General features: G+C 66.2%; 18 protein-coding genes. 8 read left to right on the top strand and 10 right to left on the bottom strand.

What is annotated here, in order from left to right; translation table 11 throughout:
- Window positions 1–254 precede the first annotated feature (254 nt).
- Entirely contained in the window at window positions 255–1418 is a 1164-nt protein-coding gene (locus tag ACOJB8_RS24640; RefSeq protein ID WP_069267800.1) for an acyltransferase family protein, read from the top strand.
- A gap of 63 nt (window positions 1419–1481) precedes the next feature.
- Here ACOJB8_RS24640 and ACOJB8_RS24635 read toward each other — a convergent pair whose 3' ends face one another.
- Entirely contained in the window at window positions 1482–2795 is a 1314-nt protein-coding gene (locus ACOJB8_RS24635) for a glycosyltransferase (protein ID WP_406953102.1), read from the bottom strand.
- Between the two features lie 346 nt (window positions 2796–3141).
- On the opposite strand from ACOJB8_RS24635, the gene ACOJB8_RS24630 reads away from it, so the two are divergent.
- Window positions 3142–4389 carry an oligosaccharide flippase family protein gene (locus tag ACOJB8_RS24630; protein ID WP_368606745.1) on the top strand — a complete coding sequence of 416 codons (1248 nt, stop codon included), beginning with the start codon at window positions 3142–3144 and terminating at the stop codon, window positions 4387–4389.
- A 29-nt stretch (window positions 4390–4418) separates the two neighbouring features.
- Here ACOJB8_RS24630 and ACOJB8_RS24625 read toward each other — a convergent pair whose 3' ends face one another.
- Window positions 4419–5615 carry a glycosyltransferase gene (locus tag ACOJB8_RS24625; RefSeq protein WP_475014796.1) on the bottom strand — a complete coding sequence of 399 codons (1197 nt, stop codon included), beginning with the start codon at window positions 5613–5615 and terminating at the stop codon, window positions 4419–4421.
- A gap of 405 nt (window positions 5616–6020) precedes the next feature.
- Here ACOJB8_RS24625 and ACOJB8_RS24620 point away from each other — a divergent pair, with 405 nt between their 5' ends.
- Window positions 6021–6956 carry a glycosyltransferase family 2 protein gene (locus ACOJB8_RS24620; RefSeq protein WP_475014795.1) on the top strand — a complete coding sequence of 312 codons (936 nt, stop codon included), beginning with the start codon at window positions 6021–6023 and terminating at the stop codon, window positions 6954–6956.
- Window positions 6957–7012: 56 nt separating this feature from the next.
- Here the strand turns inward: ACOJB8_RS24620 and aroG are convergent, their stop codons facing one another.
- From aroG to ACOJB8_RS24600, 4 genes are all read right to left on the bottom strand, one after another.
- Window positions 7013–8086 carry a 3-deoxy-7-phosphoheptulonate synthase AroG gene (aroG, locus tag ACOJB8_RS24615; RefSeq protein WP_069267830.1) on the bottom strand — a complete coding sequence of 358 codons (1074 nt, stop codon included), beginning with the start codon at window positions 8084–8086 and terminating at the stop codon, window positions 7013–7015.
- A 426-nt stretch (window positions 8087–8512) separates the two neighbouring features.
- Window positions 8513–9979, bottom strand: a complete 1467-nt coding sequence (gene tldD, locus ACOJB8_RS24610; protein WP_069267797.1) for a metalloprotease TldD — start codon at window positions 9977–9979, stop codon at window positions 8513–8515.
- A gap of 149 nt (window positions 9980–10128) precedes the next feature.
- Window positions 10129–10956 carry a carbon-nitrogen hydrolase family protein gene (locus ACOJB8_RS24605; protein ID WP_069267796.1) on the bottom strand — a complete coding sequence of 276 codons (828 nt, stop codon included), beginning with the start codon at window positions 10954–10956 and terminating at the stop codon, window positions 10129–10131.
- Window positions 10957–11043: 87 nt separating this feature from the next.
- Window positions 11044–15522 carry a YhdP family phospholipid transporter gene (locus ACOJB8_RS24600; RefSeq protein WP_475014793.1) on the bottom strand — a complete coding sequence of 1493 codons (4479 nt, stop codon included), beginning with the start codon at window positions 15520–15522 and terminating at the stop codon, window positions 11044–11046.
- Between the two features lie 184 nt (window positions 15523–15706).
- Between ACOJB8_RS24600 and glnE the strand changes: the two genes are divergently transcribed.
- Window positions 15707–18661 (top strand): bifunctional [glutamate--ammonia ligase]-adenylyl-L-tyrosine phosphorylase/[glutamate--ammonia-ligase] adenylyltransferase, encoded by a 2955-nt coding sequence (gene glnE / locus ACOJB8_RS24595; protein WP_475014855.1) that lies wholly within the window; start codon window positions 15707–15709, stop codon window positions 18659–18661.
- Here the strand turns inward: glnE and ACOJB8_RS24590 are convergent.
- From ACOJB8_RS24590 to ACOJB8_RS24575, 4 genes are all read right to left on the bottom strand, one after another.
- Window positions 18658–18978 (bottom strand): type II toxin-antitoxin system RelE/ParE family toxin, encoded by a 321-nt coding sequence (locus ACOJB8_RS24590; protein WP_475014791.1) that lies wholly within the window; start codon window positions 18976–18978, stop codon window positions 18658–18660. The genes glnE and ACOJB8_RS24590 overlap by 4 nt on opposite strands.
- The gene (locus ACOJB8_RS24585; protein ID WP_069267792.1) at window positions 18975–19256 is read right to left on the bottom strand and encodes a type II toxin-antitoxin system Phd/YefM family antitoxin; all 282 of its coding nucleotides are present in this window, start codon (window positions 19254–19256) and stop codon (window positions 18975–18977) included. Before ACOJB8_RS24585 ends, ACOJB8_RS24590 begins: the two co-directional genes overlap by 4 nt.
- A 100-nt stretch (window positions 19257–19356) precedes the next feature.
- Window positions 19357–21036 (bottom strand): DNA repair protein RecN, encoded by a 1680-nt coding sequence (gene recN / locus ACOJB8_RS24580; RefSeq protein WP_069267791.1) that lies wholly within the window; start codon window positions 21034–21036, stop codon window positions 19357–19359.
- 95 nt (window positions 21037–21131) lie between these two features.
- Window positions 21132–22043, bottom strand: coding sequence for an NAD kinase (locus tag ACOJB8_RS24575; protein WP_069267790.1), 912 nt, complete (start codon window positions 22041–22043; stop codon window positions 21132–21134).
- 260 nt (window positions 22044–22303) lie between these two features.
- Between ACOJB8_RS24575 and hrcA the strand changes: the two genes are divergently transcribed.
- The 4 genes from hrcA to grpE all read left to right on the top strand — a co-directional run bounded on the left by hrcA (window position 22304) and on the right by grpE (window position 26187).
- Window positions 22304–23323, top strand: coding sequence for a heat-inducible transcriptional repressor HrcA (gene hrcA / locus ACOJB8_RS24570; protein WP_028202023.1), 1020 nt, complete (start codon window positions 22304–22306; stop codon window positions 23321–23323).
- 193 nt (window positions 23324–23516) lie between these two features.
- Entirely contained in the window at window positions 23517–24584 is a 1068-nt protein-coding gene (gene hemH, locus ACOJB8_RS24565) for a ferrochelatase (RefSeq protein ID WP_069267788.1), read from the top strand.
- 58 nt (window positions 24585–24642) lie between these two features.
- Window positions 24643–25050, top strand: coding sequence for an RNA-binding S4 domain-containing protein (locus ACOJB8_RS24560; RefSeq protein ID WP_342947693.1), 408 nt, complete (start codon window positions 24643–24645; stop codon window positions 25048–25050).
- A 549-nt stretch (window positions 25051–25599) separates the two neighbouring features.
- On the top strand, window positions 25600–26187 hold the full coding sequence (gene grpE, locus ACOJB8_RS24555) for a nucleotide exchange factor GrpE (protein WP_069267785.1): 588 nt from the start codon (window positions 25600–25602) through the stop codon (window positions 26185–26187).

Here is a 26187-nt window from a genome sequence, read left to right as displayed (position 1 = left end):
CGCACGCGTTGGCTCGACTCAATATAAAACGCCGCAAGTGGCTTGCGCATGCGCGTGGCGGGAACCGGCTGGGTTGTGGCGGCAGGAAAAAAATTCTGATTTCACGTGTGGTTTCGCCCACACACCTGGCCGACAAGGAAGGGAACTTGGCGCACGCTGCACGGCGCCTGTGTCCATGATGGGGCCGGCAGGAGTAAATTTTTCATCGTCTGCCTTGCGTAAGAATCCGGCATGGACGTAGCGAGGGAAAGGTCATGAAGCTGCTACACGGAGTGCGACTGTCGACGAAAGGGCGTTCCGTCGAGCTCGACTTCGTGCGTGGCGTTGCGATCTTCGTCGTGATGGGCTATCACTTCCACACGGTGCACACGGGCCATCCCTGGGTGAAAGTGCTCGAGTATCCGCTGAAGAGCTTCGGCCACGAAGGCGTCAATCTATTCTTCACACTAAGCGGCTTCCTGGTGGGCGGGCTGTTGTTGCGCCAATATTCGCAAACGGGCCGCATAGGCGCGCGCCGCTTCATCGTGCGACGGATCTTCAAGATCTGGCCCGCGTATTACGCGCTGATTTTCTTTCACCTGCTTGCCGGCCGCCATCGGTCCGATACGTTCCTCTGGCAGAACCTCACCCACATGCAGAATTACTTCGGCACCTCCATCGCGCAAACGTGGAGCCTCGCTGTCGAAGAGCACTTCTATTTGTTCCTGCCCGCGCTCCTGATCCTGCTCGCGCACTTCCGGCTGCGCGCGAATGCGCTGATCGCCGTGATGGCCAGCCTCTGCGTAGTCGTCCTCAGCGCGCGTTGCATTGCGGTATCCCATGGCGACCTCGTTGGGGCGTTCAACTACACGCAGTACCGCATGGACAGCCTGCTCGTCGGCGTCATTCTCGCGACCGTCTACTGGATGAAGCCCGATCTCTGGCGCCTGCTCGTCGCGAAGAAGCGCTGGCTGTTCGGCGTGGTGGGGCTGCTGCTCGCCTGGCTCATCTTCGCGACGCCCGACGTCGCGCTGGACGAGAGCGTGGGCTACACGATACAGGCCGTGGGCTTTTGCGCGCTCATCATGCTCGTGCTCGAACATTCGGGCGGATTGCGCACGACGTGGGTGTATCGCGGGCTCGCGTGGCTCGGCGTGTACTCCTATGGCATTTACCTCTGGCACTCGCTCGCGCTCGCGCCCGGCGACTATCTGATCCACAAGGCAAGCGCGCTCGGTGTGCCGCCGCTCGCCGCCTGGCCAGTCGTGATCGTCGCGCAGTTCTTCATCGCCTCGGTGCTGGGCTATCTCACCACGCGAGCCGTCGAGTTCCCGTTCCTGCGTCTGCGCGACGCGATGTTCCCCGACATGCGCGGAGCCGTCCCCGCCGAGCGGCCCGACACGAGCGCGGCCGACAACAAGGTCGAAGGCATTGCGTGATCCTTCGTGACTGGATCGGACTGGTTCGGGTTGCTCAATATTTAACGGCGTTCCTGCGAGCGTTCACGCTATCGCGGCCTGAAGCGTGCGCTTGAACTGCTCAAGCGTATTGCACGAAAGGAGGTGTTCGCCGGTGGGCTGCACGGCGTTCGCACCTGCGCGCCAACGCTCGGCGAGTACATCGAGCGCGCGTGCGATCGTGGCCGGCTCGAGGTCGTCGAGCAATGGGCCGAGCGCGCCGTCGCGGCAATACCAGCCGATCAGGCCGTCAGCGCTCGCCACCACGGGCTTGCGGAAGCGGTACGCCTGCACCAGCACGCCGCTCATGCCGTAGTGCTGCTTGTAGCCGAGCCACACGGCGTCGCAGGCGGAAAAGAGTTCGCGCTCCATCTCGTCGGAGATGAACTGGTTGTAGATCACCGGCGCGCTCGCGAGCCGCGGTGCGTGAGCGTCGATGAACGCGCGCGTTTCGTCGTCCTGCTGGCCCGCGATTACGAGGCACGGCGCGTCGGGCTTGTGCTCGAGCGCGAGCATCAGTTCGCGAATGCCCTTGCGTTCGCCGATCGCGCCGTACACGAGCAGATAGCGCGTATGCGCGCCGAGCTTCAGCTGCTCGCGCGCGAACACGGGGTCCATCGCTTCGATTTCGGGAAACGGGTCGGCCAGGTAGCTGAGCGGCGCCGCGCGCTGCGGCTTCGTGGTCGCGAACCAGTCGGGCAGCGTCGGGTCGATCGTGAAGAGTTCGCGCAGCCCGCGCGAGCGCATGGCACGGCGAAACAGCGCCGACTTGGCCAGGTCGACGAAGCGTCGGCGCGGCGTGCGCAAGCCGATGCGCGCCTGATGAAACGTCATGCCCATGACGATCGCGATCCACGGCGTCTCGCCGAATGGCGAGTCGAACCCCGCGAGCGTGTAGAAGAAGTAGTCGGCGTAGGGCGCGATGACGAGCCGCACGTGCATCGTTTTGCCCACCTCACGCAACGCGCGCGCATAGAAGTTGCGAAAGCGCATGTACACGCTCGCGGCGAAATGCGGGCCAGGCGGAACCGTATGCAGGTCGAGCAGCACGAGGCGCAGATCGGGCCGCGCTTCGCGCACGATGCGCTGCGCGAGCGGATGGTCCGCGTACTCGTTATCAGTCACGACGAGGCAGCGGTGCCCGGCTTCCACGCACGCCTGCGCGATCCACTCGACGTAGCGCCAGCGGTGCCCCGTGAAGTTCGGCTCGATGACGGCGATCCAGTCGCCGCCAACCGACGCACGGGTGTCCGCAGGCGCGGACGTCACGAGTGTATCGGCCTCGACGTCGCACAGTGCGGCGGAGTCCGGGCTGTTAGGGGCGGCATTGCGATATCTGGCGATCGACACGTTTTCCATGCGGGCGGCCCGATGAGCATTATTACGAACAAAATAGCAGCGGTGCGCAAGCGGCATGCGCCAGATTGCGGGGCAGAGTGGCCGAAAAAACCTGGGGATATGCCGATTGCCTGAAAATTCGTGAATTGCTGCCGCGCGCATTGGCTTTCCATGAGAGGCCGCCCCGCGGTTGGCCGCCCCACGGATGGCCGCCCCGTCTGATTCCACCTGGTAGATGGCGCGTCCTGTACGCCGCCGCGCGGTAAGGTCCAGAACGGGTGGCAAAAACGCGTTCCCAAACATGTTTAAAGGAACTGGGAAAAGGGGCGAAAGCTCCGACTCAGAGATCGACAACAGGAGAGGCATTTTGCGCGTAATGCGGCTGCCAGCCATACCGATCAAGGCCGGCTTCGGACCCGGCGCAGCAACCTGGGTGTTGCTGCAGCAGGTCGTCGTGCGCGGCCTCGTGGCCGTCAAGTTCCTCGTGATCGGGCGCATTCTTGGGCCGTCCGCAATCGGTCTCGCGAGCGTCGCGTTGCTCGCGGTCGCGATTGCCGAAGCGCTCTCCGATACCGGCCTCGCGCAGGCCGTCATACAGGGCCAGTCGCCGCCCACGCGCGCGGAGGCCGGCGCCGTCTGGACCACGCTTGCCACGCGGGGCCTGCTGATCGGTTTGCTGCTCGTCGCGAGCGCGCCGCTCATGGACGCGCAGTTCCACCTGGGCGGCGCGATCGGCCTCGTGCAACTCGCCGCGCTGCTCCCGCTCCTGCGCGGACTCGCCTCGCCCGCGTATTTCATCACGCAGCGCGAGCGCCACTTCCAGCATATTGCGGCGATCGAAATCTCGTCGTCGTGTCTCGACTGCGCTTTCGGCATCGGGCTCGCACTCGCGGGGGCGGGTCCGTACTCGCTCTTGCTCGGCATGATGATCGGCGAGGCCTTCAAGAGTGTCGTCACGTGGATCGCGCTCTCGCCGCGTCCGCCGATCCGGCTGCGCTGGTCGGGCATCGGCCATTACGTGGGCTTCAGCCGCTGGATCTGGGCGAGCAGCGTGATCATTCTCATCACCAACCAGTTCGACAAGGTGGTGGTGGGCAAGCTGCTCGGGCCGACGCAGCTGGGCGCCTGGCAGATGTCCTCGAAGCTCGCGCAAATGCTGCTCGCCGACGCCGCGCTCGCTCTGTCGCAGTATCTTTTCCCCACGTTCGCCGCGCATCATCGCGGCGGTCCGCAATCGGCCGCACGGCTTTTTCGTCTCTATCTCATGATCGCCGTGGCGGGGCTGGCGTGCGTGGTGATCGTACTGCGCTTCGCCGCCGAGCCGCTCTTTTCGCTCGTGCTCGGCGCCGCGTGGCTGTCGGCCGTGCCGCTCTTTCGCATCTTCGTCATCAACATGGCGATCAGCGCGCTCAACTCGGTGCTCGCTTCGTATCTGCGCGCGGTTGGCGACGCGCGCGCCGTCACGGTGGCGTCGCTGCTTCAGGTCGTGGCGCTCGTCCTGTCCGTGCCGCCTTCGTTGCACCTGTGGGGTGTGACGGGCGTTGCATGGTCGATGACCGTCGGGCTGACCTCGTGCGCGGCATGGATGCTGTATCGCGTCTCGCGGCAGAAATAAGCCTGAGCGCAGAGGGACTCAAGCGGGATTCAGGCGCGCAGCGCCGCTTCGACGATCTCCGCGAGCTGATGTCCGAGCGTAGGCGAGTTGAGCTGGCAGTACACCGCGTGCGCGGCGGTCGCGGCTGCGCGCATTTCGTCGGGCGGCATGGACCAGATGCGCCGCAGCGTGGCGGCAAGCGCTCCTTTGCCGCCGTCGCGCGCGAAGAAAAAGCCGCTGCGGCCGTCCTCGACATAACCCGGCTCGGGGCCCATGTGCAGCGGCAGCCGGTCGTGCACGATGGGCGGCAGGCTCAACGCGAACATGTGCACGACGCTCAAGCCCGCCGAGCCGGGATAGCAGCCCACGCGGCAGCACCGGCTGATGGTCGCGATGGCGTCGTCGTCGAACACCGCGCCATACCAGACCACGTAGCTGCGATCGCTGTACTTGCGTTTCAGGCGCTCGCCGTGCTCGCCGTCGCCGATCACGTGGAGCGTGATGTCGTTGCCATCGGCATGAAGCTGCCCGACCACGTCGATGAGCGGTTCGATCTCCGACCCTTCGCGCAGCCTGCCGATGAACAGCACGCCGCTCTCGGCGCCCGTCTTGGTGGCAGGCTCCACGCCGCACGAGACCGTGAGGGCATTGTTCGCGACAACGAGCTTCGCGAGCGGGCAGCCGATGGCAACGAGCGAGCGCCGTGAAGCCTCGGTATAGCAGACGTAGCGCACGGCGAGCGCGACCGCGAGGCGGTAGCAGACCGTGCGCACGAGCCCCGCGCTCTCGTGCCGGTAGAGCCCCTGGCCGTGAATGAGCACAGGCACGCGCATGACGCGTCCGGCGAGGAGCGCGAGCCACAGCGACAGATAGCGAACGTCTGCAAAGATCAGGACTGCATCGGGACGTTCGAAAACGATGCGGCTCAGCACGCGGCTTTGCAGGCGAATCCGCCGCGAGGGCAGGCCCGCGAAACTCGCGATATGCGTTTCGACGAATTCGTCGCACTCGGGCTTCTCACGCGAAAAGCCGTTGGCCTCCACGCCCTCGGAGCATGCGAACACCTTGACGGAGAAAAGACGGTTTAGCGACTCGATGACTTCGATGCGATAGCGCGCGATCAACGGCTGCACGTAGAAGACCACGGGGCGTTTGAGCCGCGCGCCGGATTCGGTTTCGCAAACCGTTGTCCCGGAAGAGATGATCTCGTGTTCCACTGGCTGGCTCTGACGTGTCGACGCAGTCATGTTGAGAGGATCTTTCCGGTGGGGCGGGCTAGTCGGTCATATTTGCGCGAATCTCTTTTAGCAGTTGTAGGCGAGTCTTATCAAAAGAGGAATCCGAAAATTGCTATTGGACGAATTTACCGTGGGGTGCCGCGCTATGGGTGATGCGTAATCGATAAATGCGCAGAAAAAGTGCAATAAATGCGGATTTTATTAACGGAAAAAAGAAGCGGTAAAAGGTTCGCCCGTACGCGGCCATGCAGACACGGCGCACTACGCCCCGCATGCGTGCTTGTTCACAAACAGTTGGAATCGGTCGTTGAATAGATCGTTTCGGACAACTTGAATCCGGCCCGACTGGCGGCGCGAAGGCCTCGTGCTAACCTCGGTTCGAGTCGAAACGACCACCGGAATGCGGAGAAACCGATGACAACGCTCGCTACCGATGATCTCGCGTCTTCCGTGGCCGCGAACGGCGCGAAGGCGCGCATGCGCGTCGCGGTGGTGATCGCGACCAAGGGCCGTCCAACCGCCACCGCATGGGTCGTGCGCCTGCTCGCGCGGCAAACTGTGCGGCCGGATCAGATCATCCTTTCTGGCAGCAGCGCAGACGACATCGGACCTTACGATGCCAACGGTCTGCGCGTGAACGAAATCATCGGTACGGCGGGTTCGAGCGTGCAGCGCAATCGCGCGCTCGACGCGCTTGCGCCGGACATCGACATCGTGATTTTCCTCGACGACGACTTCGCGCCCGAGTGTCACTGGATCGAGTTGTGCGTGGAGCTGTTCGAGAGCGACGCGAATCTCGTGGGCGTCTCGGGCCGCACGCTGCGCGACGGTGCGAACACGCAGCCGATCTCATGGGAAGAAGCCATTGCGCTCGTGGACGGTGCGCAAGCGGAGGTGATGCGGCGTCCGCCGCTGCGGCCCTGCGTGGAGCTGTATGGCTGCAACATGGCGTGCCGCGCGCAGGCCATCGCCGATCTGCGCTTCGACGAGCGTCTCGTGCTGTACGGCTGGCTGGAAGACAAGGACTTCTCGCGGCGCCTCGCGCGCCGTGGCGGGCTCGTGTACTGCGACTATCTGCTCGGCGTGCACCTCGGGCTGCGAGGCGGGCGCGTTTCGGGCCGCCGCTTCGGCTATTCGCAGGTGGTCAACGCGATGTACCTGTGCAACAAGGGCGTGATGTCGCGCAAGGAAGCGACCAGCAACATCCTGCGTGCGCTCAGCATGAACTGCGTGAAGTCGGTGCGCCCGGAGGCGCATCTCGACCGGCGCGGCAGGCTCATCGGCAACGTGATCGGGATTGCCGATCTGTGCATCGGCGCGGTGCGGCCCGAGCGCGCAGAGCGGCTTTGATTCACGCGCAGCGCGGCATTAAATGACCGCACCGCGCGCTCCGATGCGTGCGGCGCTCAGTTGCCCGAACCGCGCGCAATGCGACGCTGCTTCACCGCTTGCGCGAGCCCTTCGAGCACGCCCACGCTTTCGTCCCAGCCGATGCACGCATCGGTGATGCTCTGGCCATAGGTCAGCTCGCAGCCTTCCTTCAGGTCCTGGCGGCCCGCCACGAGGTGCGACTCCACCATCACGCCGACGATGCGCTCGTCGCCCCCCGCCACCTGGCGGCCGATGTCGGCGCACACCGGAATCTGGTTCTCGTGCTTCTTCGAGCTGTTTGCGTGGCTCGCGTCGATCATGAGTCGCGCGGCGAGACCCGCCTTGCCGATATCGCTGCACGCGGCGTTTACGCTATCCGCGTCGTAGTTCGGCGTCTTGCCGCCGCGCAGAATCACATGGCAGTCCTCATTGCCCGCGGTCGAGACGATAGCCGAGTGGCCGCCCTTCGTCACCGAAAGGAAATGATGCGGCTGCGAGGCGGCCTTGATCGCGTCCACGGCGATCTTCACGTTGCCGTCCGTGCCGTTCTTGAAGCCGACCGGGCACGACAGACCCGAAGCCAGCTCGCGGTGCACCTGCGATTCCGTTGTGCGCGCACCGATCGCGCCCCACGAGATGAGGTCGGCGATGTACTGCGGGCTGATCATGTCGAGGTATTCGGTGCCGGCGGGCAGGCCCAGCTCGTTGATCGAGACGAGCAATTCGCGCGCGGTGCGCAGACCGTCGTTGATCTTGAAGCTGTTGTCGAGGAACGGGTCGTTGATGAGGCCCTTCCAGCCCACCGTCGTGCGCGGCTTCTCGAAGTACACGCGCATCACGATTTCGAGTTCGTTCTTGAAGCGCTTGCGCTCTTCGACGAGCTTCTTCGCGTAGTCGACCGCGGCCTTCGTGTCGTGAATCGAGCACGGCCCGATGATGACGATCAGGCGGTCGTCCATGCCGTGCAGGATGCGGTGCATGGCGCGGCGCGATTCGAAGATCAGCGTGGAGGCCGCTTCCGAGCAGGGGAATTCGCGGATCAGGTGAGCGGGCGGCGTGAGTTCCTTGAGTTCGCGAATGCGGACATCGTCGGTGTTGTGCGGGGGCATGGTCGTTTTCTCCTGATCCTGTGCGTAGCGTGCGTCGTTCGGACGGTGCTTCAAATTCGGTTAGATGAAGGTGCGGCTCGCAACTGTTGTCGAAACTGCGGGGCGAAAAAAAACCGCCAGGCTTGGCTGGCGGTTTCTCGTGTGTTCGGGGTCCTGCGCGTACTATCAACCCTCTCGATCCGCCAGCGGTCTGAGATACCAAAAGAAGTAAAAATAAAACTTCGTGGCGAACATGGCGGGTCTTGTCTGAACGTTCGTTACGTCGAAAGGGTGGTTGCCTTTATAACCCGGCCGTCTCGTGGCTGGCAAGCAGGGTGCGGTAAAAAAGCGGATTATCTGCGCAAATAACGACTCATGTGCAGAAAATCCGCATAGCGATGCGGAATTCCCGCATCGCCGTGCATGGAATGCGCGCAGGCCAAACGCTTAAACCGTGCCGCCGACCGTCATGCGGTCGATGCGCAGCGTCGGCTGACCCACGCCCACCGGCACGCTCTGCCCCTCCTTGCCGCACACGCCCACGCCCGAATCGAGCCGCATGTCGTTGCCGATCATGCTCACGTACTTGAGCGATTCCGGGCCGCTGCCAATGAGCGTCGCGCCCTTCACGGGGTAGGTGATCTTGCCGTTCTCGATCATGTAGGCTTCGGAGGCCGAGAACACGAACTTGCCGTTCGTGATGTCCACCTGACCGCCGCCGAAGTTCACGGCATACAGACCGTTCTTCACCGAGCCGATGATTTCCTGCGGGTCCTTGTCGCCGTTGAGCATGTACGTGTTGGTCATGCGCGGCATGGGCAGCGCGGCGTACGACTCGCGGCGCGCGTTGCCCGTCACGGGCATCTTCATGAGGCGCGCGTTCAGCGAGTCCTGAATGTAGCCCTTGAGAATGCCGTCCTCGATCAGCGTCGTGCACTGCGTGGGGTTGCCTTCGTCGTCGATATTGAGCGAGCCGCGGCGGTTGGGCAGCGTGCCGTCGTCGACCACGGTCACGCCCTTCGCGGCTACCCGCTCGCCAATGCGCCCGGCGAACGCCGACGAGCCCTTGCGGTTGAAGTCGCCTTCGAGGCCGTGGCCGATCGCCTCGTGCAGCAGCACGCCGGGCCAGCCCGGGCCGAGCACGACGGTCATCGCGCCGGCGGGTGCCGGGCGCGCTTCGAGGTTCACGAGCGCAGCATGCACGGCGTCGTCCACGTACTTCGACAGGAGGTCGTCGGTGAAATAGCCATAGTCGTAGCGGCCGCCGCCGCCGCCGTTGCCGATCTCGCGGCGGCCGTTCTGCTCGGCGATCACCGTGACCGAGACGCGCACGAGCGGGCGGATGTCGGCGGCGAGCGCACCGTCGCTGCGGGCGACGAGCACCACGTCGTACTCGCCCGCGAGCGCGGCCATGACTTGCGTGATGCGCGGATCGCGCCCGCGCGCCATCTCTTCGATGCGCTCGAGCAGCTTCACTTTTTCGGTCGCGTCGAGCGAGCTCAACGGGTCGGAGGGCAGGTACAGATCGCGGCCCGTAATGCCCGTGAGCGACTTCGCCACCTGGATCTTCTGCTTGCCGCCGCCCGCCTTGGCGATCGAGCGCGTGGCGATGGCGGCCTGGCGGATCGCTTCGGGCGAGAGGTCGTCGGAGTAGGCGAAAGCGGTGCGCTCGCCGGACACGGCGCGCACGCCGACGCCCTGGTCGATGCTGAAGCTGCCCGACTTGACGATGCCTTCCTCGAGGCTCCAGGCCTCGCTGCGCGTGGTCTGGAAGTAGAGGTCGGCGTAGTCGATGCGATGCGTGAAGATCTCGCCGAGCGTGCGCGTGAGCACTGCCTCGTCGAGGCCGTAGGGCGTGAGGAGCAGGTCCTTCGCGGTCGCCAGATTGCGGATGCCGGGTTCGATGATGTTCATGCGCTCTGTGGGATCAACGATAAAGTCTGTCAATGGAGATTCGGGCGCGGTGCTGCGAAATCAAGCGCCTTAAACGGAGAACTCGCGTGGAATTCGATGGGGTTCATTCGCGGGGCCAGTCGTCGCGTGCGTTGCATGCGTTACGCGCGTCATGCGCAGTCGAGCACGCGGTGACGCCACGCCGGAAGGCTCGCGCGCACGCTGGCGATGCGCTCGAGGTCGATGTCGCCGGCCACCACGCCCGGGCCTTCGTCGCGCACGTCGACGATCTCGCCCCACGGGTCGACCAGCATGCTGTGGCCCCATGTGCGTCGGCCGTTCTCGTGCGTGCCGCCTTGCGCCGCGGCGAGCACGTAGCACTGGTTCTCGATCGCGCGGGCGCGCAGCAGGAGCTGCCAGTGGGCGCGGCCGGTGGTGTAAGTGAACGCTGAAGGCACGACCATCAGTGCGCAGTCTCCCATGCGCCGGTACAGCTCGGGAAAGCGCAGATCGTAGCAGACCGACAGGCCGACACGGCCAAACGGCGCCTCGAACGTGCGCACCTCGGCGCCGGGCCGGATCGTGCGCGCTTCGTCGAACGATTCGGCGCCTTTTTCGAAATTGAAGAGGTGGATCTTGTCGTAACGCGCGCGCTCCTCGCCGCTCGGGTCGAACACGAGCGTGGTATTGAGCACACGGGTTTCCTCGGGCGCATTCAGCGGCAACGTGCCGCCGATCACCCACACGTCATGGCGCCTTGCGGCATCGGCAAGAAAACGCTGAATGGGGCCGTCGCCGTGGGGCTCGCGGATCGCCAGTTTGTCGCTGTCCTTGTGACCCATGAAGCAGAAATATTCGGGCAGCAACACGAGGCGCGCGCCCGCGGCGGCGGCTTCGGCGATCAACTGGTCCGCTTCGGCGAGATTGCGCTCGCGCTCGGGCGTGCTGACCATCTGCAGCGCGGCGACGCGAAACGGGTCGAGGGGGGGAGCGCTCATCGGCAGATCTTGATTGGGTTCGGGATGCATGGCACGCATACCGCGTGCCCGCGACGCGGCGCACCTGGCGGCAACTCAGTGCGTAATTCAGTGCACTGCGGCCGGCGCCTGCGCGTCCATCTTACCCTGATCGCCATGCAGCCGCTCGATGTGCGGTTTGGCCCACGGGCCCGTAATCGCGAAGTCCATCGCGAAGGCGTGCTCGAGCGTTTGCGAGAGCACGACGTCGCCGATCAGCGCGCCGAGGCCGAAGAGCGGATTGATGATGGCCGCCGCGACCACGCCTGCGCCCGCGCTGACCGTCGGCACCACGTGCACGTGCAGGTCCTGGGTTTCGTGCGCGAGGTCGACGCTGCCCGCCATCGTCGCGCGCCCGGGGGCGGTGACGAGCTTGAAATCGTTGGTGCTGCCAATGCCGTTCTGGATCTGCGCGGTGGCCGTCGCGCTCGTGAAGGGCAGGCCCTCGCCGATGACGTCGCGGAAGTCCGTCGTGAGGAAGCGCGCGAGGCTTTGCAGGCTCAGCACGCCGAGCAGCCTTGCCACGCCCGGATCGACCTTGAGAATCTGGCCGTGTCGCAGGTCAAGGGTGAGGTTGCCGTTGAGCGACGGGAAATCGATGCGCGTGGGGCCGCCTTGCCATTCCAGGTTGCCCGCGAGCGTGCCCGAGCCGTTCTTGAGCACATGCGGCCGGCCGGCGCGTTGGAGCAGGGCGCCGGCGTCCTTGATGTCGAGATGGAAATCGAGCGCCGTGCGGCGCGCCGTTTGCATGCCGGCTGCGGCCGAATCCTCGCTGGCTGCCGTGTCGCCCACCGCGCGCCAGTTTTCCGTGGCGGTGAGGTGCGCGTCCGGGTTGCTGATGTCGAGCTGATCGAGCTGCCAGACCGGCACGCCGTTGTCGTCGAAGTTGTGCGCGTTGACCTGGAGACGGCCGAGGTCGCGATCGCGCACGATGAGCTGGTTCACGACGAGGTCGATCGACGGCATGTTCTGCGCGGGCTGCGACATCGCCTGGCCGAGCAGGTCGTTTTCGGTGGCAGCGGGCACGGTGAGGCGCGCGAGCCGCGCTTCGAGCGTGCCCGGTGCGCCCGGCACGGCGCCGGGCTTCCACGAGACGTGGCCCGAGACCTGGTTGGAGGCGACGTTGGCCTGCCATTCGTTGCCGCGCTCGCCGGTGCGCGATGCGCCGAGCACGACGTTCTCCCAGTGGCGCTTGAGCAGCGTGAGCGTGCCGACGTGGACCGCGAAGCGCGAAGGCAGGAACTGGCCGACCGCGCCGTTGGGGGCGAGCGGTGACGAGGCGGCGGTTGGCGCGGCCGCCGTGGTGGCCGTAGTGGCCGATGCCGGGCTTTGCGGCGCGGCAGCGGCGGCGCTGGGCACGGCGGATTCGGAGGTTGCGCCCGGGGCCGCGTCTTGATTTTGAGCCATCCGCTCGGCCGCTCGTTCTGCGGCGGTTCGCGGCGGGGGAACCGCCGCCCGCGCGCCGCTTGCCGCCGCGCTCGCAGGCGTCGCGCCCTGGGCCTGGGCCGCCGCGGTCCCGCGCAACTGCTGCACCACGGCGCGCCAGGCGTCGGCGTCGAAGGCGGGCAGGTCGACGGCGGCGGCCACGCCTTCCGAGGGTAGATCGGCCGGGCGGTTCATGCCGATCGCGCCGCGCACGACTTCCGGTACGTGACCCGGATGGCGGCGCATCACGTAACGCGCGGCGAGCGGCCCGAGTGTGAGTTCTGCATGTTCGAACGCGGCGTCGTCGGCCCTGGCATCGGCGCCGACGGCGGATTCGGCGGGCGTGCCCGTGCCCGGCTGCAATTCGAAGTTCAGCGGCATCGGCGTGCCGGCGGCCTTGCCGAACGGCGCGGGCAGGTCGAGCGCGAGACCGGTGAGATCGGCGTTCGCCTTCACGTCGGGCAGGCGCCCGCGCTGGCCGGCTACCGAAAGCGAGTAGGGCGCCGCGCCCGACAGGCGCCCGAGCGCCGCCGCCGCCATGCCATGCAGGTTCAGCCCGCGCGCCGCATCGACCGCGACGTCGCCGGCCACGTCCACCTTATAGTGCCCGTCGTCGCGCATGCCGCCGCTCGCGCGCAGATCGCCGCCGAGAAAGCGCGCCGTAAGCCGGTCGACATTGGCGCTGTGGTTCGTGAAGCGCACCTGCCCGGTGAGTTTCGAGACCGGCGGCACGTTCTTCGCGGTGAGCGTGTTGTTCTCGAAGCCGATGGCGCCCGCGAGCAGCACCTTCGGCTTCGGATGGCGCGGGATCGTGAGTTTGAGTGCGAGCGTGGACTGCCCTTGCGCGCGCACCTTCGCGGTGGCGTGCTTCGAGATATAGCCGATCGAGCTGTTGTCCGCGTAGTCGAGCAGGTCCGCGAGCGGACCGCGCCCGCTGCCCTCGATCACGATATCGGAGCCCTTGATGCCCAGTTCCTCGATGCGCCCGCTCACGTTGCGCAGCACGAAGTTGCGGTAGTGGCCGCGATCGACGTCGAAGCGCAGCTTGTTCTCATGCAGCTTGAACACGCCGTCGATGCCGTCGAACGCCGGCCAGACGTTCGGCGCGCCGTTGCGCATCGTGCGCGGCGGGAACGGCGACGGGTCGAAGCGGCCGCCCGTGAACGGCGCGACGATGCGGAACTGGCCCGCGTCTGGGTCGCGCGAGTAGGGGAATTTGGTGAGGTCGCCGTGGATCTCGATCGTCGCACCCTTCGACAGGCCCGCCTGCAGGCCGTGGCCGAGATAGATGCGCGTCTTCTCGCTGATGGCGGTGGGCAGGTAACGCGGGATGGCCTTGACCTTGGCCTCGTCGAAATGCGCGACGAGGTCGAGCGAGCCGCGTCCCTTGCCGGGGTTGGTGTAGTGCGCGGTCATCTTCGCGCGCGCGTCGGCGTTCTCGATGCCCAGGTTCGCGACATCGACGGTGAATGCCTTGAGCCGGTTGCCGGGCTCGCGCTCAGCGGCCACGGTCCATCTGGCCGCGCCCGAGAGCCGGTCGAACGTGAGGCGGGGATTGTCGAACACGCCAGGCAGCGTGATGGCGACGCTGTTCGTGTCGAGGTCGATGGTGCCGTGCGACTCGTCGGCGTCGATGTGACCCCAAAGGTTCTCGACCCCCGGCAGGCCCGCGCGCGGGTGGCCGCGCGGCGTGAGCCCCGGCCCCGGCTCCTGTGCATTCATGCTGATGCCCTGCAGGTCGCCCTTGAAGCGATAGTGGGTGACCGGCTCGACGCTGGTGGAGCGCTGCTCGGCAGCCGCTTCACCCGACTCGGGCTTCGCGCGCTCGAGGGATAGGTCGTAGTTCGCCACCAGCCCGCGCGGGTCGAAGCGCACGAGCGCGCCCTGCACGCGACCGGGCAGCGGCAGCGCGCGCATGAACTCGGCGAGGATGCCGAGATCGATGCGATCGCCGCGCACGCTCATGAGTTGGCCATGCTGGAGCGTTTGCTGGCGAAAGCGCGCGTCGAGCGTCGTGAGCGCGAGCGAGCGCGTGAGCGGCGTGCCGTCGTCGAGCGGCGGCTGGCCCAGTTCCGCGTGCAAGTCGCGCAGCTTGAGCGCGTAGTCGTCGGGCTGGATGCCGAGGCTCCAGTGGAAGCTCGCGACCGGCATGTCGAGCAGCGGCTGCGTGGGCCGCGTGCGCAACGAAACGTTTGCGCCTTCCAGCGCGCCGCTCGCTTCGAGGATGCGTCCGTTCGAGAAGTGCGCCCAGATCGAGTTGTCGATGCGCCCCGCGTAGGTGGCGATCGGGAAGTTGATGTAGCGCGCGAGCGTGGGCAGATCGACGGGGCCGGTCGAGAGATAGGTGTCGCCCGTCCAGCTGATCGGCTTGCCGGCCTGCGCGTAGTGCGCGTGCGTGAAGTGCGCGCGGAAGTCGAGCGGGCCGTGCAGCACGGTGCCCTCGGCCGGCGCCTGGAGCGCGACGCGGTGATCGTACCCGTCGTTGAGGATCGCGAGGCGGATGTGCGAGAACGCGAGGTCGGGCACGTCGCGCGTGGCGTCGTGCCAGCGCAGCGTGCCGCCGCGCAGCACGACGGCCTGCTGGCGCATGAGCCACGTCGTGAAGGTGGCGTTGCCCGTGTGTGCGGTGGGCACCGGCACGCCCGCCACGGTGAGCGTGCCGTCGTCCTCGCGCGCGATGTGCACGTCGGGCTGCTCGACCACGATGCTCGAGAGCAGCGGTTCGAGCAGCACGACCGAGCGCCACGACACCGAGGCCGTGGCGTGCGGCACGTCGAGCGCGATGTTGCCGTGGCGGTCGCGAATCGTCAGATCAGTGACGTCGATGCCGGGCTGGAAGCCCGACCAGTGCGGCGCGAGCTTGCCGATGCGCAATTCGGCGTGAATCTTCGAGGAGACGAGCTGCTCGATGCGCGGACGCAAGTTGTCCACGTATGGCAGCACGACATAGCGCAGACCGAGCAGCAGGACAGAGACAAGGAAATACAGGACGAGCGCGATGATCGCCAGCACGCGCAGTGTGTGGCGCAGGACCGGATGATGATGGTGCGGACCCCCTGGCTCGGTCGCCTGGCTGGCATGTCCAGATTGGGGTAGGCCGGCGTGATCGTTTCGCTCGGACATGCTGCGGCGGGTGGGGTATGGTAGCGTTGCGTTCTAACGACGAAATGTATCACAGAGGGCCGTCAGAAGGCCCATCCGGGGAAGCCGGGATGGCCGCTCGGCGCGTGACACGCATGATTTTTTGCACTGCAGTGGCGGCTATGCCGGACGCATCGGCGAGGCGAACCGCGAGAGCCCGTGGGCGGTGCATGCGTGGCGCGGGGCGAACCCTCGCGGTCGAACCGTCGAGATCGGCATCGTCGCATCGACACCGTCATCAACCCAGGCGCGCGCAGCGACACAACAGCGAACAGCGAACCTTCCCGGCAAGCAGCACTTCATGACTGACATCCCTCTTCTGAGTTCCAGCTATTCCCGCTATGCAGCACGGGCTTACGCCGCGCGCCCTGGCCTCGCGGCGCAGGTCGAGGCGCTGGCCGCGGCACCGCTCTCGCGCGAACGCATCGTCGCGCGGCTCGACGCGTTGAGCGGGGAACTGCTCGCCGAAGCAAACGCCGCGCCTGGCGCGGCGCTCAACGACGAGCAGTTGAAGAGGGTCCTGCGCCAGTTGCGCGTGGAAGTGATCTGCGCGGTGATGGAGCGCGATCTCGGCGGCGTGGCGGACGTCGCCGAAGTGACCGGCGGCATGACCGATCTCGCCGAAGTCACGATCCAGCGCGCGCTCGCCTGCGTGAGCGCCGACCTCGAGACGCTCTTCGGCGAGCCGCGCGGCCCGGGCGGCGAGCGCCTCACGCTCGGCGTGGTGGGGATGGGCAAGCTGGGCGGACGCGAGCTGAACGTTTCGTCCGACATCGACCTGATCTTCGTCTACGAGGACGACGGCGAAACCACGGGAGGCCAGCGCGCGCCCATCGCTACGCAGGACTTCTTCACGCGCGTGGGCAAACGCCTGATCGCCGCGCTCTCCGACGTGACGGCCGATGGCTTCGTGTTTCGCGTGGACATGCGTCTGCGCCCGAACGGCGACTCCGGGCCGCTCGTGTGCAGCCTCGGCATGCTCGAAGAGTACTTCTACGTGCAGGGCCGCGAGTGGGAGCGCTATGCGTGGATCAAGGGGCGGCTCGTTTCCGAGGACGAGAGCGACAGCGCGCTGCGTCTTGCCCGTCAGCTCGATTCGCTCGTGAAGCCATTTGTCTACCGGCGCTACCTGGATTTCGGCGTGATCAGCGCAATCCGCTCGCTGCACTTGCAGATTCGCCAGGAAGCGCAGCGGCGCGCCATGATGCGCCCCGACAAGGCCGACGACATCAAGCTCGGGCGCGGCGGGATTCGTGAGATCGAGTTCAGCGCCCAGGTGTTCCAGCTCATTCGCGGCGGTCAGGACGCGGGTTTCCGCGTGCGCCCGACGCTCGCGGTGCTCGGCTACGCCGCCGCGCGCGGACTGATCGCGCCGGAGGTGTGCGGCGAGCTCGCGCGCGCCTACAACTTCCTGCGCGACCTCGAGCATCGCCTGCAATACCGCGACGATGCGCAAACGCACGCCATGCCTGTCGACGCCGAGGAGCGCGCGGCGCTCGCGAAGTCGATGGGCTTTGCCGACTATGCCGCGCTGATGACGACGCTCGACGGCCACCGCGACAACGTCGAGCGCCAGTTCGTGCAGATTTTCTCCGACAAGATGGGCGGCGAGGGCGGCTGTGGCGCCTCGGAAGACGGCGCGGCGGCATGGGTCTGGAGCGGTGCGCTCATGGAAGAGGGCGCCGAAGACTCGTTGCTCGAACGTCTCACGGAACTGGGTATCGACGACCCGGCGCCGCTGCTCGCGCGCCTGCGCGGACTCTGGCAGTCGGCGCGTTACGCGGGGCTGCCCGAGAAGAGCCGCGAGCGCTTCGATAGCGTCGCGCAGCGCGCGCTCGAAGCTGCACGCACGCTCGAGCCGCGCGAGCGGCGCGGCGACACGCTCGCGCGCATGTTCGACCTGCTCGAAGCCGTGATCCGGCGCGGCGCGTATCTCGCGCTGCTCTGCGAATATCCGGATGCGCTCAGCCGCGTGCTCAAGGTGCTGGGCGGCTCTCGCTGGGCGGCGGGCTATCTGATCCGCCATCCGCAACTGCTCGACGAACTGCTCGACGACGAGGCAGTTGCATCGCCCTTCGACTGGCCTGAATTCTCGCGTCTGTTGCGCGCACGGCTCGCCGCTGCCGCCGACGTCGAACAGCAGATGGACCTGCTGCGTCACGCGCACCAGGCCGAGGTGTTCCGCATCCTGCTCAACGACCTGGCGGGGCGGCTCTCGGTGGAGCACGTAAGCGACCGGCTCTCGGAGCTTGCCGACGCCGTGCTCGGCGTGACCATTGAGACCGTGTGGAAGCAGTTTGCCAAACGCCATCGCGAGGTGCCGCGCTTCGCGGCGATCGCTTACGGCAAGCTGGGCGGCAAGGAGCTGGGCTACGCGTCGGACCTCGACATCATCTTTCTGTACGAAGACGAGGACGAGCGCGCCTCGGAGATCTACGCGACCTTCGCGCGCCGCCTCATCACGTGGCTCACCACGGCCACCGGCGCGGGCACGCTGTTCGACGTCGATCTGCGCCTGCGGCCGAACGGCGAGTCGGGCCTGCTCGTGACCGACCTCGATGCGTTCCGCCGCTACCAGCTGCGCGAGGGCGACGCCGCGAACACGGCATGGGTCTGGGAGCACCAGGCACTCACGCGTGCGCGCTTCTCGGCCGGGGACGTGGCGATCGGCAGCGCCTTCGAGGCGATCCGCGTGCAGGTGCTGACCACGCCGCGCGACGCCGCGCCGCTCGCGAAGGAAATCGTGGAGATGCGCCAGCGCGTGGAAGACGGCCACCCGAACCGCACCGAACTCTTCGACCTGAAGCATGACCGCGGCGGCATGGTGGACATCGAGTTTCTCGTCCAGTACTGGGTGCTGCTGCATGCGGCGCAGGACCCCGAGCTGATCCGTAACACGGGCAATATCGCGTTGCTGCGCGAGGTGTCGCGCTTCGGGCTCATGAGCGAGGAGGAGGCCGAGACGATAGGCTCGGCGTACCGGCTGTATCGCAAGCTGCAGCACCAGTTGCGGCTCGACGGGATGGAGAAGGCGCGTGTCGATCCGGCGCGTGTGGAGCGCGAGCGCGAGGCCGTGCTGGCGTTGTGGAAGCGCGTGTTCGGGGAGCGCGGGGAGGCTTAGGCCCGCAGCAAAAGCCTGGCCAGAACGTCCTTCAGGTCTCTGCGGGTGTCGACGATCAAATGGATATAGATCATCGGATCGTCAATCTCGTAGATGATGCGGTTCATGCCGCTTACTATCTGCCGATAGTTCGTAGAGCCCAGTTCCGCGAGCTCAGGAGGAACGTGCCCATTTCGGGGAAATGCCTCGAGTTGTTCAATATCGTCGCGAATCTTCGCCGATGTTTCACGCCAGGCCTTCGGGCCGAATTTGGCGATCACGTAACGTCGAATGTCTTGCATGTCGGTCCGCGCCGACTGGAGGAAGACGGCCTTCATGCAATACCGTCGTCCTTGTCCATCTGCTCCAGTTCAGTGAAAACATCACTCGCCGGAATGTAGCGACCGGCTTCGATGTCCTTGCGCCCTAGCGTCAGAATCTTCAGAAGTGCTAACGTTTGTTGCATATCCTCGTAGGATTGTGCGTCCTGCACGACGACCCGGGCTTCACCGTTTTGGGTGATCAGCATCGGCTCGCCACTTTCCGTGATCTCGCGGACGATCTCAGCGGCGTGGCTCTTCAGATAGCTAATGGGCTTCACCTGGCTGGGCTTCATCTCCGTTCCTCGGGCTGGCATGTCAATAGGACTAAATATAGACCTAAATTCGGACTGATTGGAGGCAATATTTAGGGTTGTATCAACGAGGCAGGGAAGCTCAAGCCGCTAGCATCTCCTTCGCATGCCGCCTGGTCGTCGCGGTAATCTCCAGCCCGCCCAGCATGCGCGCGACTTCCTCCACCCGGCCGCCCCTGTCGAGCGGCGTGACGGCCGAGACCGTGCCGCCGTTGCCGTCGCCGGACTTCGCCACCTGGAAGTGGTGATCGCCGCGCGCCGCGACCTGCGGCAAGTGCGTCACGCACAGCACCTGGCGCGCGCGACCGAGCTGGTGCAGCAAACGTCCCACCACTTCGGCGACCCCACCGCCAATGCCCGTATCCACTTCATCGAAGATCAGCGTGGGCGTGGGGCTCGCCGCGCTCGCGATCACGGCGAGCGCGAGACTGATACGTGCGAGCTCGCCGCCCGAAGCGATCTTCGCGAGCGGGCGCAGCGGCACGCCGGCATGGCCCGCCACCCGGAATTCGATCTGCTCCAGACCATGGGCTCCGCCGATCGGCTCGCCGGTCGAGCTGCTGCCGAGCGCCACGAGCGCGACTTCGAAGCTGCCGCCGGCCATCGACAGTTCCTGCATGCCTTGCGTGACCGCCGAGCCGAGCGCCTTCGCCGCCTTGGCGCGCGCCTTCGAGAGCTGGCGTGCCTGCGCGAGATAGGCTTCCTGCGCCTTCTGCTCGGCGGCGCGCAGGCCGTCGAGATCGGATGCGGCATCGAGTGCCGCGAGCTGCTGGCGGCGCGACGCGTGTTCCTCAGGTAGCGTTTCGGCCGGCAGGCGGAACTTGCGCGCCGTCGAATGCAGCGCGTCGAGGCGCCGTTCGACCTGCGCGAGATGTTGCGGATCGAGATCGAGGCGTTGCGCGTAGTGCGAGAGCGAGTACGCCGCTTCCTGGATCTGGATCGCGGCCGGTTCGAGCGCGGCGAGGGCGTCGTTGAGTTCGGCGTCGACTTCGGCGAGGGAGCGCAGCTTCGAGACGATCGAGTTCAGCTGCGAGAGCATCGCCTCGTCGGATTCCGATAACGCCGCGAGCGCGCCTTGTACGCCTTCGATCAGGTTGGCCGAGTTCGAAAGCCGCACGTGCTCCGCGTTCACTTCCTCCCATTCGCCCGGCTGCGGCGCGAGCTTGTCGAGCTCGGCGAGCTGCCACGCGAGGCGCTCGCGCTCGAGCTGCAGCTCGCGGTCGCGCGACATGGCGCTCTGCAGGGCGAGACGCGCGTCGCGTGCCTCGCGCCACGCGCGCGTGACGGTGGCGGCGAGATCCGTGAGGCCCGCGTGCGTGTCGAACAGTTCGCGCTGCGCGTCGGGGCGCATGAGCAGTTGGTGAGCATGCTGGCCGTGGATGTCCACGAGCATTTCGCCCAGCTCGCGCAGTTGCGCGAGCGTGGCGGGCGTCCCGTTGATGAAGGCGCGCGAGCGCCCGCCGCTGTCCACCACGCGGCGCATCATGACCGTGTGCTCGCCGTCGCCGTTCGTGAGCGCCTGCTCGTCGAGCCAAAGCGCGGCATGCGCGGGCACGTCGAACTCGGCGGTGATGTCGGCGCGGGCCTCGCCGGTGCGCACGACGCTCGCGTCGGCGCGCGTGCCGAGCGTGAGAGCGAGGGCGTCGATCAGGATCGACTTGCCCGCGCCGGTTTCGCCGGAAAACACGGTGAAACCGCTATCGAATTCGAGGTCGAGCGCGGCGACGATCACGAAGTCGCGAATCGAGAGATGGCGAAGCATGGCGTCTGGTTCTGCTTTTTTGGGTTGGCTTTGACTACCGTGGGACTGCTGGCTGCATGGCAACGCACGCGCGCGCTTCACGCTAAGACGCGGGTTTAGTCCTCCGGATCGCCCTGCAGCGAGGGGTGCTCGTTCCAATGCAGCTTCTTGCGCAGCGTGCGGTAGTAGCTATAGCCGACCGGGTGCAGGAAAGGCACCGTGTGGCGCGAGCGGCGCACCTCGATCACGTCGTTCAGCTCCAGCGCCGTGAACGACTGCATGTCGAAGTTGACGTTGACGTCGCGGCCCGCCACGATCTGGATGCTCACCTTGCAGTCGTCGGGCAGCACGATCGGGCGGTTCGAGAGCGCGTGCGGCGCGATCGGTACGAGCACGATGCCTTGCAGCTGCGGATGCAGGATCGGCCCCTGCGACGAGAGCGCGTAGGCGGTCGAGCCCGTGGGCGTCGCGACGATCAAGCCGTCTGAGCGCTGGTTGTACATGAAGCGGCCATCCACGTTCACGCGCAGTTCGGCCATGCCCGAAAAGCCGCTACGGTTCACGACCACGTCGTTGAAGGCGAGCGCGTGGTAGATCGGGTCGCCGTCGCGGGTGATGCGCGACTCGAGCAGCGAGCGCTCCTCGCGCTCGAACGAGCCCGCGAGCAGTTGCGGCACGACCTCCTGCATCTCGGAGAACGCGATGTCGGTAATGAAGCCGAGCCGCCCGTGGTTGATGCCGATGAGCGGCGTGCGGTAGGGCGCGAGCTGGCGGCCGATGCCGAGCATCGTGCCGTCGCCGCCGAGCACGACGGCCACGTCCGCGCGCGCGCCGATTTCGGACGGCTGCAGCGCGGGATAGCCTTGCGCGCCGATTTCCTCTGCGGTTTGCGCTTCGAACACGACCTCGAAGCCGCGCTTCGAAATGGTCTGGGCGAGCGCCGTCAGCGGCTCGGCAATGCCCGGCGTATTGCTGCGCCCAACGAGCGCAACCGTCTTGAACTGGCTCTGGATCTTCTGGATCTGCATGCCGGCATTACACCATAGTCAGGTCACGAAAAGAACCTGGCGCAAGCCGGGCGCGGCCCGCCAGGCCTTGCGCGCCGCGCCCTCCCGCCCTAAGCCGGTGACACGGCGATGACAACGCGCGATGTGCCAGACGATGTGCCATGCAACATGCCCGGCGGCAACGGGCGAAACCGGGCCGCCCCGCGCTGCGGGCCTGCCCGTCGGGCCCGACCTGGCGGCGCACTCGCGGCCAACCCGCCATTAGGCTAAAATTTTGAGTCATGCTAGATCCCCGCGCACAAACCCTCCTCAAGACGCTGATCGAGCGCTACATCGCCGAAGGTCAGCCGGTCGGCTCGCGCACGCTGTCGCGCTATTCCGGCCTGGAACTGAGCCCGGCGACGATCCGCAACGTCATGTCGGACCTCGAGGAGCTGGGTCTCGTGTCCAGCCCGCATACCTCGGCCGGGCGTGTGCCCACGCCGCGCGGCTATCGCCTGTTCGTCGACACCATGCTCACCGTCGAGCCCAGTTCGGACGACGACGCGCTCACGCGGGCGGTAAAGACCACGCTGCGCCCCGGCGAGCCGCAGAAAGTGGTGGCGGCGGCGGCCAGCGTGCTCTCGAACCTCTCGCAGTTCGCGGGCGTGGTGCTGACGCCCCGGCGCAGCCACGTGTTCAAGCAGATCGAGTTCATGCGCCTGTCCGACAAGCGCATCCTGCTCATCATCGTGACGCCCGAAGGCGACGTGCAGAACCGCATCATGGCGACGCAGCGCGACTTCACGCCTTCCGAGCTCATCGAAGCCTCGAATTACATCAACGCGCACTTCGCGGGCCTGTCGTTCGACGAGGTGCGCCGCCGCCTGCGCGAGGAAATCGACGCGCTGCGCGGCGACATGACCACGCTCATGCACGCGGCCGTAACCGCGAGCACCGAAGAGCCCGAAAGCGGCGACACCTTGCTCATTTCCGGCGAGCGCAACCTGCTCGAAGTGGCCGACCTTTCCTCGGACATGGCGCGCCTGCGCAAGCTCTTCGACGTATTCGACCAGAAAACCAGCCTGCTGCAGCTGCTCGACGTCTCGAGCCACGCGCAGGGTGTGCAGATTTTCATTGGCGGCGAGTCGCAACTCGTGCCGATCGAGGAAATGAGCGTGGTGACGGCTCCCTACGAGGTGAACGGCAAGATCGTCGGCACGCTCGGCGTGATCGGACCGACGCGCATGGCGTACAACCGCGTGATTCCGATCGTCGACATCACGGCGCGGCTGCTCTCGCTCACGCTCAGCCAGAACTGAGCGCCGCATCGGGCACCCCCGCCTTTCCGACGATCATCCCTCGAAAGGCGTGGTGCGCGCCATCGGCCGAATGGCCAACGCGCGGCGGTCACTCGCCGCGTCGCGGGTCCGGTTTGGCCCGCCAGGACCGCCCGCTATAATGCTTGTTTCATGCAACCGTTGCTGCGCATTCGCGCGGCGCCACTGATCGCCTATGCGTTTCGACCTGGAGCGGCCTTCGCAGTCCGCCGCGGCGCATCGCGTCGCCGTGCTGCTCATCAACCTGGGCACGCCGGACGCGCCCACGCCGCGCGCCGTGCGCCGCTATCTCGCGCAGTTTCTGTCCGATCCGCGCGTGGTCGAGATTCCGGCGCCGATCTGGCAGGTCATCCTGCGCACGCTGATCCTGCCGTTTCGCGGCCGGTCGTCGGCGAAGAAGTACGCGGCGGTCTGGACGCCCGAGGGTTCCCCGCTGCGCGTGCATACGCAGAAGCAGACCGACGGCCTGCGCCATCTGCTGCAAATCAACGACTACACGGTCCTCGTCGATTACGCGATGCGCTACGGCACGCCAGACATCCCGGCGATGCTGAACCAGCTCAAGCTCGCGGGCGCGGAACGCATCCTGCTCATGCCGATGTATCCGCAGTACTCGGCGTCGACCACGGCCACGGCGTTCGACGCGGCCTTCGCCGCGCTGCGCCGCATGCGCAACCAGCCGGAAATCCGCACGGTGCGCGGCTATCACGACCATCCGGCGTATATTGCGGCGCTCGCGGCCCAGGTGCACCAGTACTGGCACGCGCACGGCAAACCCAATTTCGCGGCGGGCGACCGCCTCGTGCTGAGTTTTCACGGGGTGCCGAGCCGTACGCTCGATCTGGGCGACCCGTACCACGACCAGTGCCAGCAAACGGCCGCGCTCCTCATGCACGCGCTGGAGCTAACGCCGGTCGAATGCCGGGTGACCTTCCAGTCGCGCTTTGGGCGGGCGCAATGGCTCCAGCCATACACGGCGCCCACGCTGCGGGAACTGGGCGCGGGCGGCGTGCACCGTGCGGACGTGTTCTGCCCCGGTTTCACGGCGGATTGCCTGGAAACCATCGAGGAAATCGGCATGGAAGTGCGCGACGAGTTCCTGCACGGCGGCGGCAAGGAGTTTCACCGCATAGCATGCCTGAATGCCTCGCCGGCGTGGATCGCGGCGCTGGGCGAGATTGTTGCGCAGCACCTGCAGGGCTGGCCCGTGCAAGCCGCGGCGCCGGCTGGCGCAGTGGCCTGACCCAGTGAAGTGAGCGTGAACTGAGCGTGAACTGAGCGGCGCATCCGGAAAGCTTCTGATGAACTACAAGATTTCGACCGAACCTGGCGCGCGGCTGCGCATCGACAAATGGTTATGGGCGGCGCGTTTCTTCAAGACGCGCTCGCTCGCCTCGGACGCCGTGGGCAAGGGGCGCGTGCGCATTGGCGGCGACGCCGTGAAGGCATCGAAGGACGTGCGCGTGGGCGACCTCGTCGAAATCGAGATCGATCATGTGGTCTGGGAAGTGCAGGTATTGGGCATTTGCGAGATGCGCGGCCCCGCCAGCATCGCGCAGACGCTCTATGCGGAAACTGAAGCCGGGCGCGAGCGGCGCGCGGCGGAGCAGGACCGGCGCCGGCTCTTTCGCGAACCGGCTGCCGTGTTGCCGGGCAGGCCGACCAAGCGCGACCGCCGCACTATCGACAAATTTTCGCGTGAGGGTTGAAGAGCGCTTCCATCGTAGCGTGCACGCCCCCGTATTCCGTCGTGTTTTCGTTCACGGCGCCCGACATGCAGATGGTCGTAGTCCCGGCGATGAGTACCAGCGCGACCACCGATATGGCAAAGGTCAGTTTCACGGTACTCCCCTTGGGATCGCAGCAAAACAGCCAGTTTCGAGGCCCGGATAGCGTTTTTATGTGCGGTGCTGCTGCTAAAAAAGGTGCTGTCCGTGGGCCCATTCGGTGCGGTGCCGGGCTCAGGGTAAACGCGTCATGAGCAGCACCTGTTCCTGAGTGTAGGTCAGGGATGTCCCTTACTCAATTTCATTTTTGCGGCGCTGCAGTAATGATTGTTACGGGCGATTGCGTGGCTTGATTTTCTGTATAAAAAAGCCGCAAGCGCCTCTTGAAACAAGCGATCCGGCACCCATGTGCTCTCGCGATGTCCGAAGCCTCTGTCGCGTCGGCGCAACGGCCCAGGCGCAGTAGAGCGGCCGGCGTCATGGCGCCCGAAGCTTTGTTCCCTTTTTCACTATTCAACGACGTTCAGCGACATGGAAAACACGCAAGAGAACCCGACGAGCCAGAACCCCACGCCCGCGGACGAGGCGTCGCAGGCAGCCCAGCCCCAGACGGCTGAAGCGGCCGAGCAGGCAGCCCAAGGCGGCGTGGACCAGAACGCAGCGGCGCTTGCCGAGGCCGCACTGGCCGAAGCCCAAGCGAAAGTCGCCGAATTGCAGGACGCCTTCGTCCGCGCCAAGGCCGAGACCGAGAACGTACGCCGCCGCGCGCAGGAAGACGTCGCCAAGGCGCACAAGTTCGCGATCGAAAACTTCGCCGAGCATCTGCTGCCGGTGATGGACAGCCTCGAAGCCGCTCTCGCCCATAACTCGGACGACCTCGCCAAGGTCAACGAAGGCGTCGAACTCACGCTCAAGCAGCTCACCGGCGCGCTCGAGAAGGGCAAGGTCCTCGCGATCAACCCCGTGGGCGAGAAGTTCGACCCGCACCGTCACCAGGCCATCTCGATGGTCCCGTCCGAGCAGGAAGCGAACACGGTGGTCAGCGTGCTGCAAAAGGGCTATGTGATCGCCGACCGCGTACTGCGTCCGGCGCTCGTGACCGTTTCGGCACCGAAGTAA

This window comes from Paraburkholderia sp. BR10141 (genome assembly GCF_056155635.1).
This window is presented reverse-complemented; position numbering and strand designations above follow the sequence as displayed.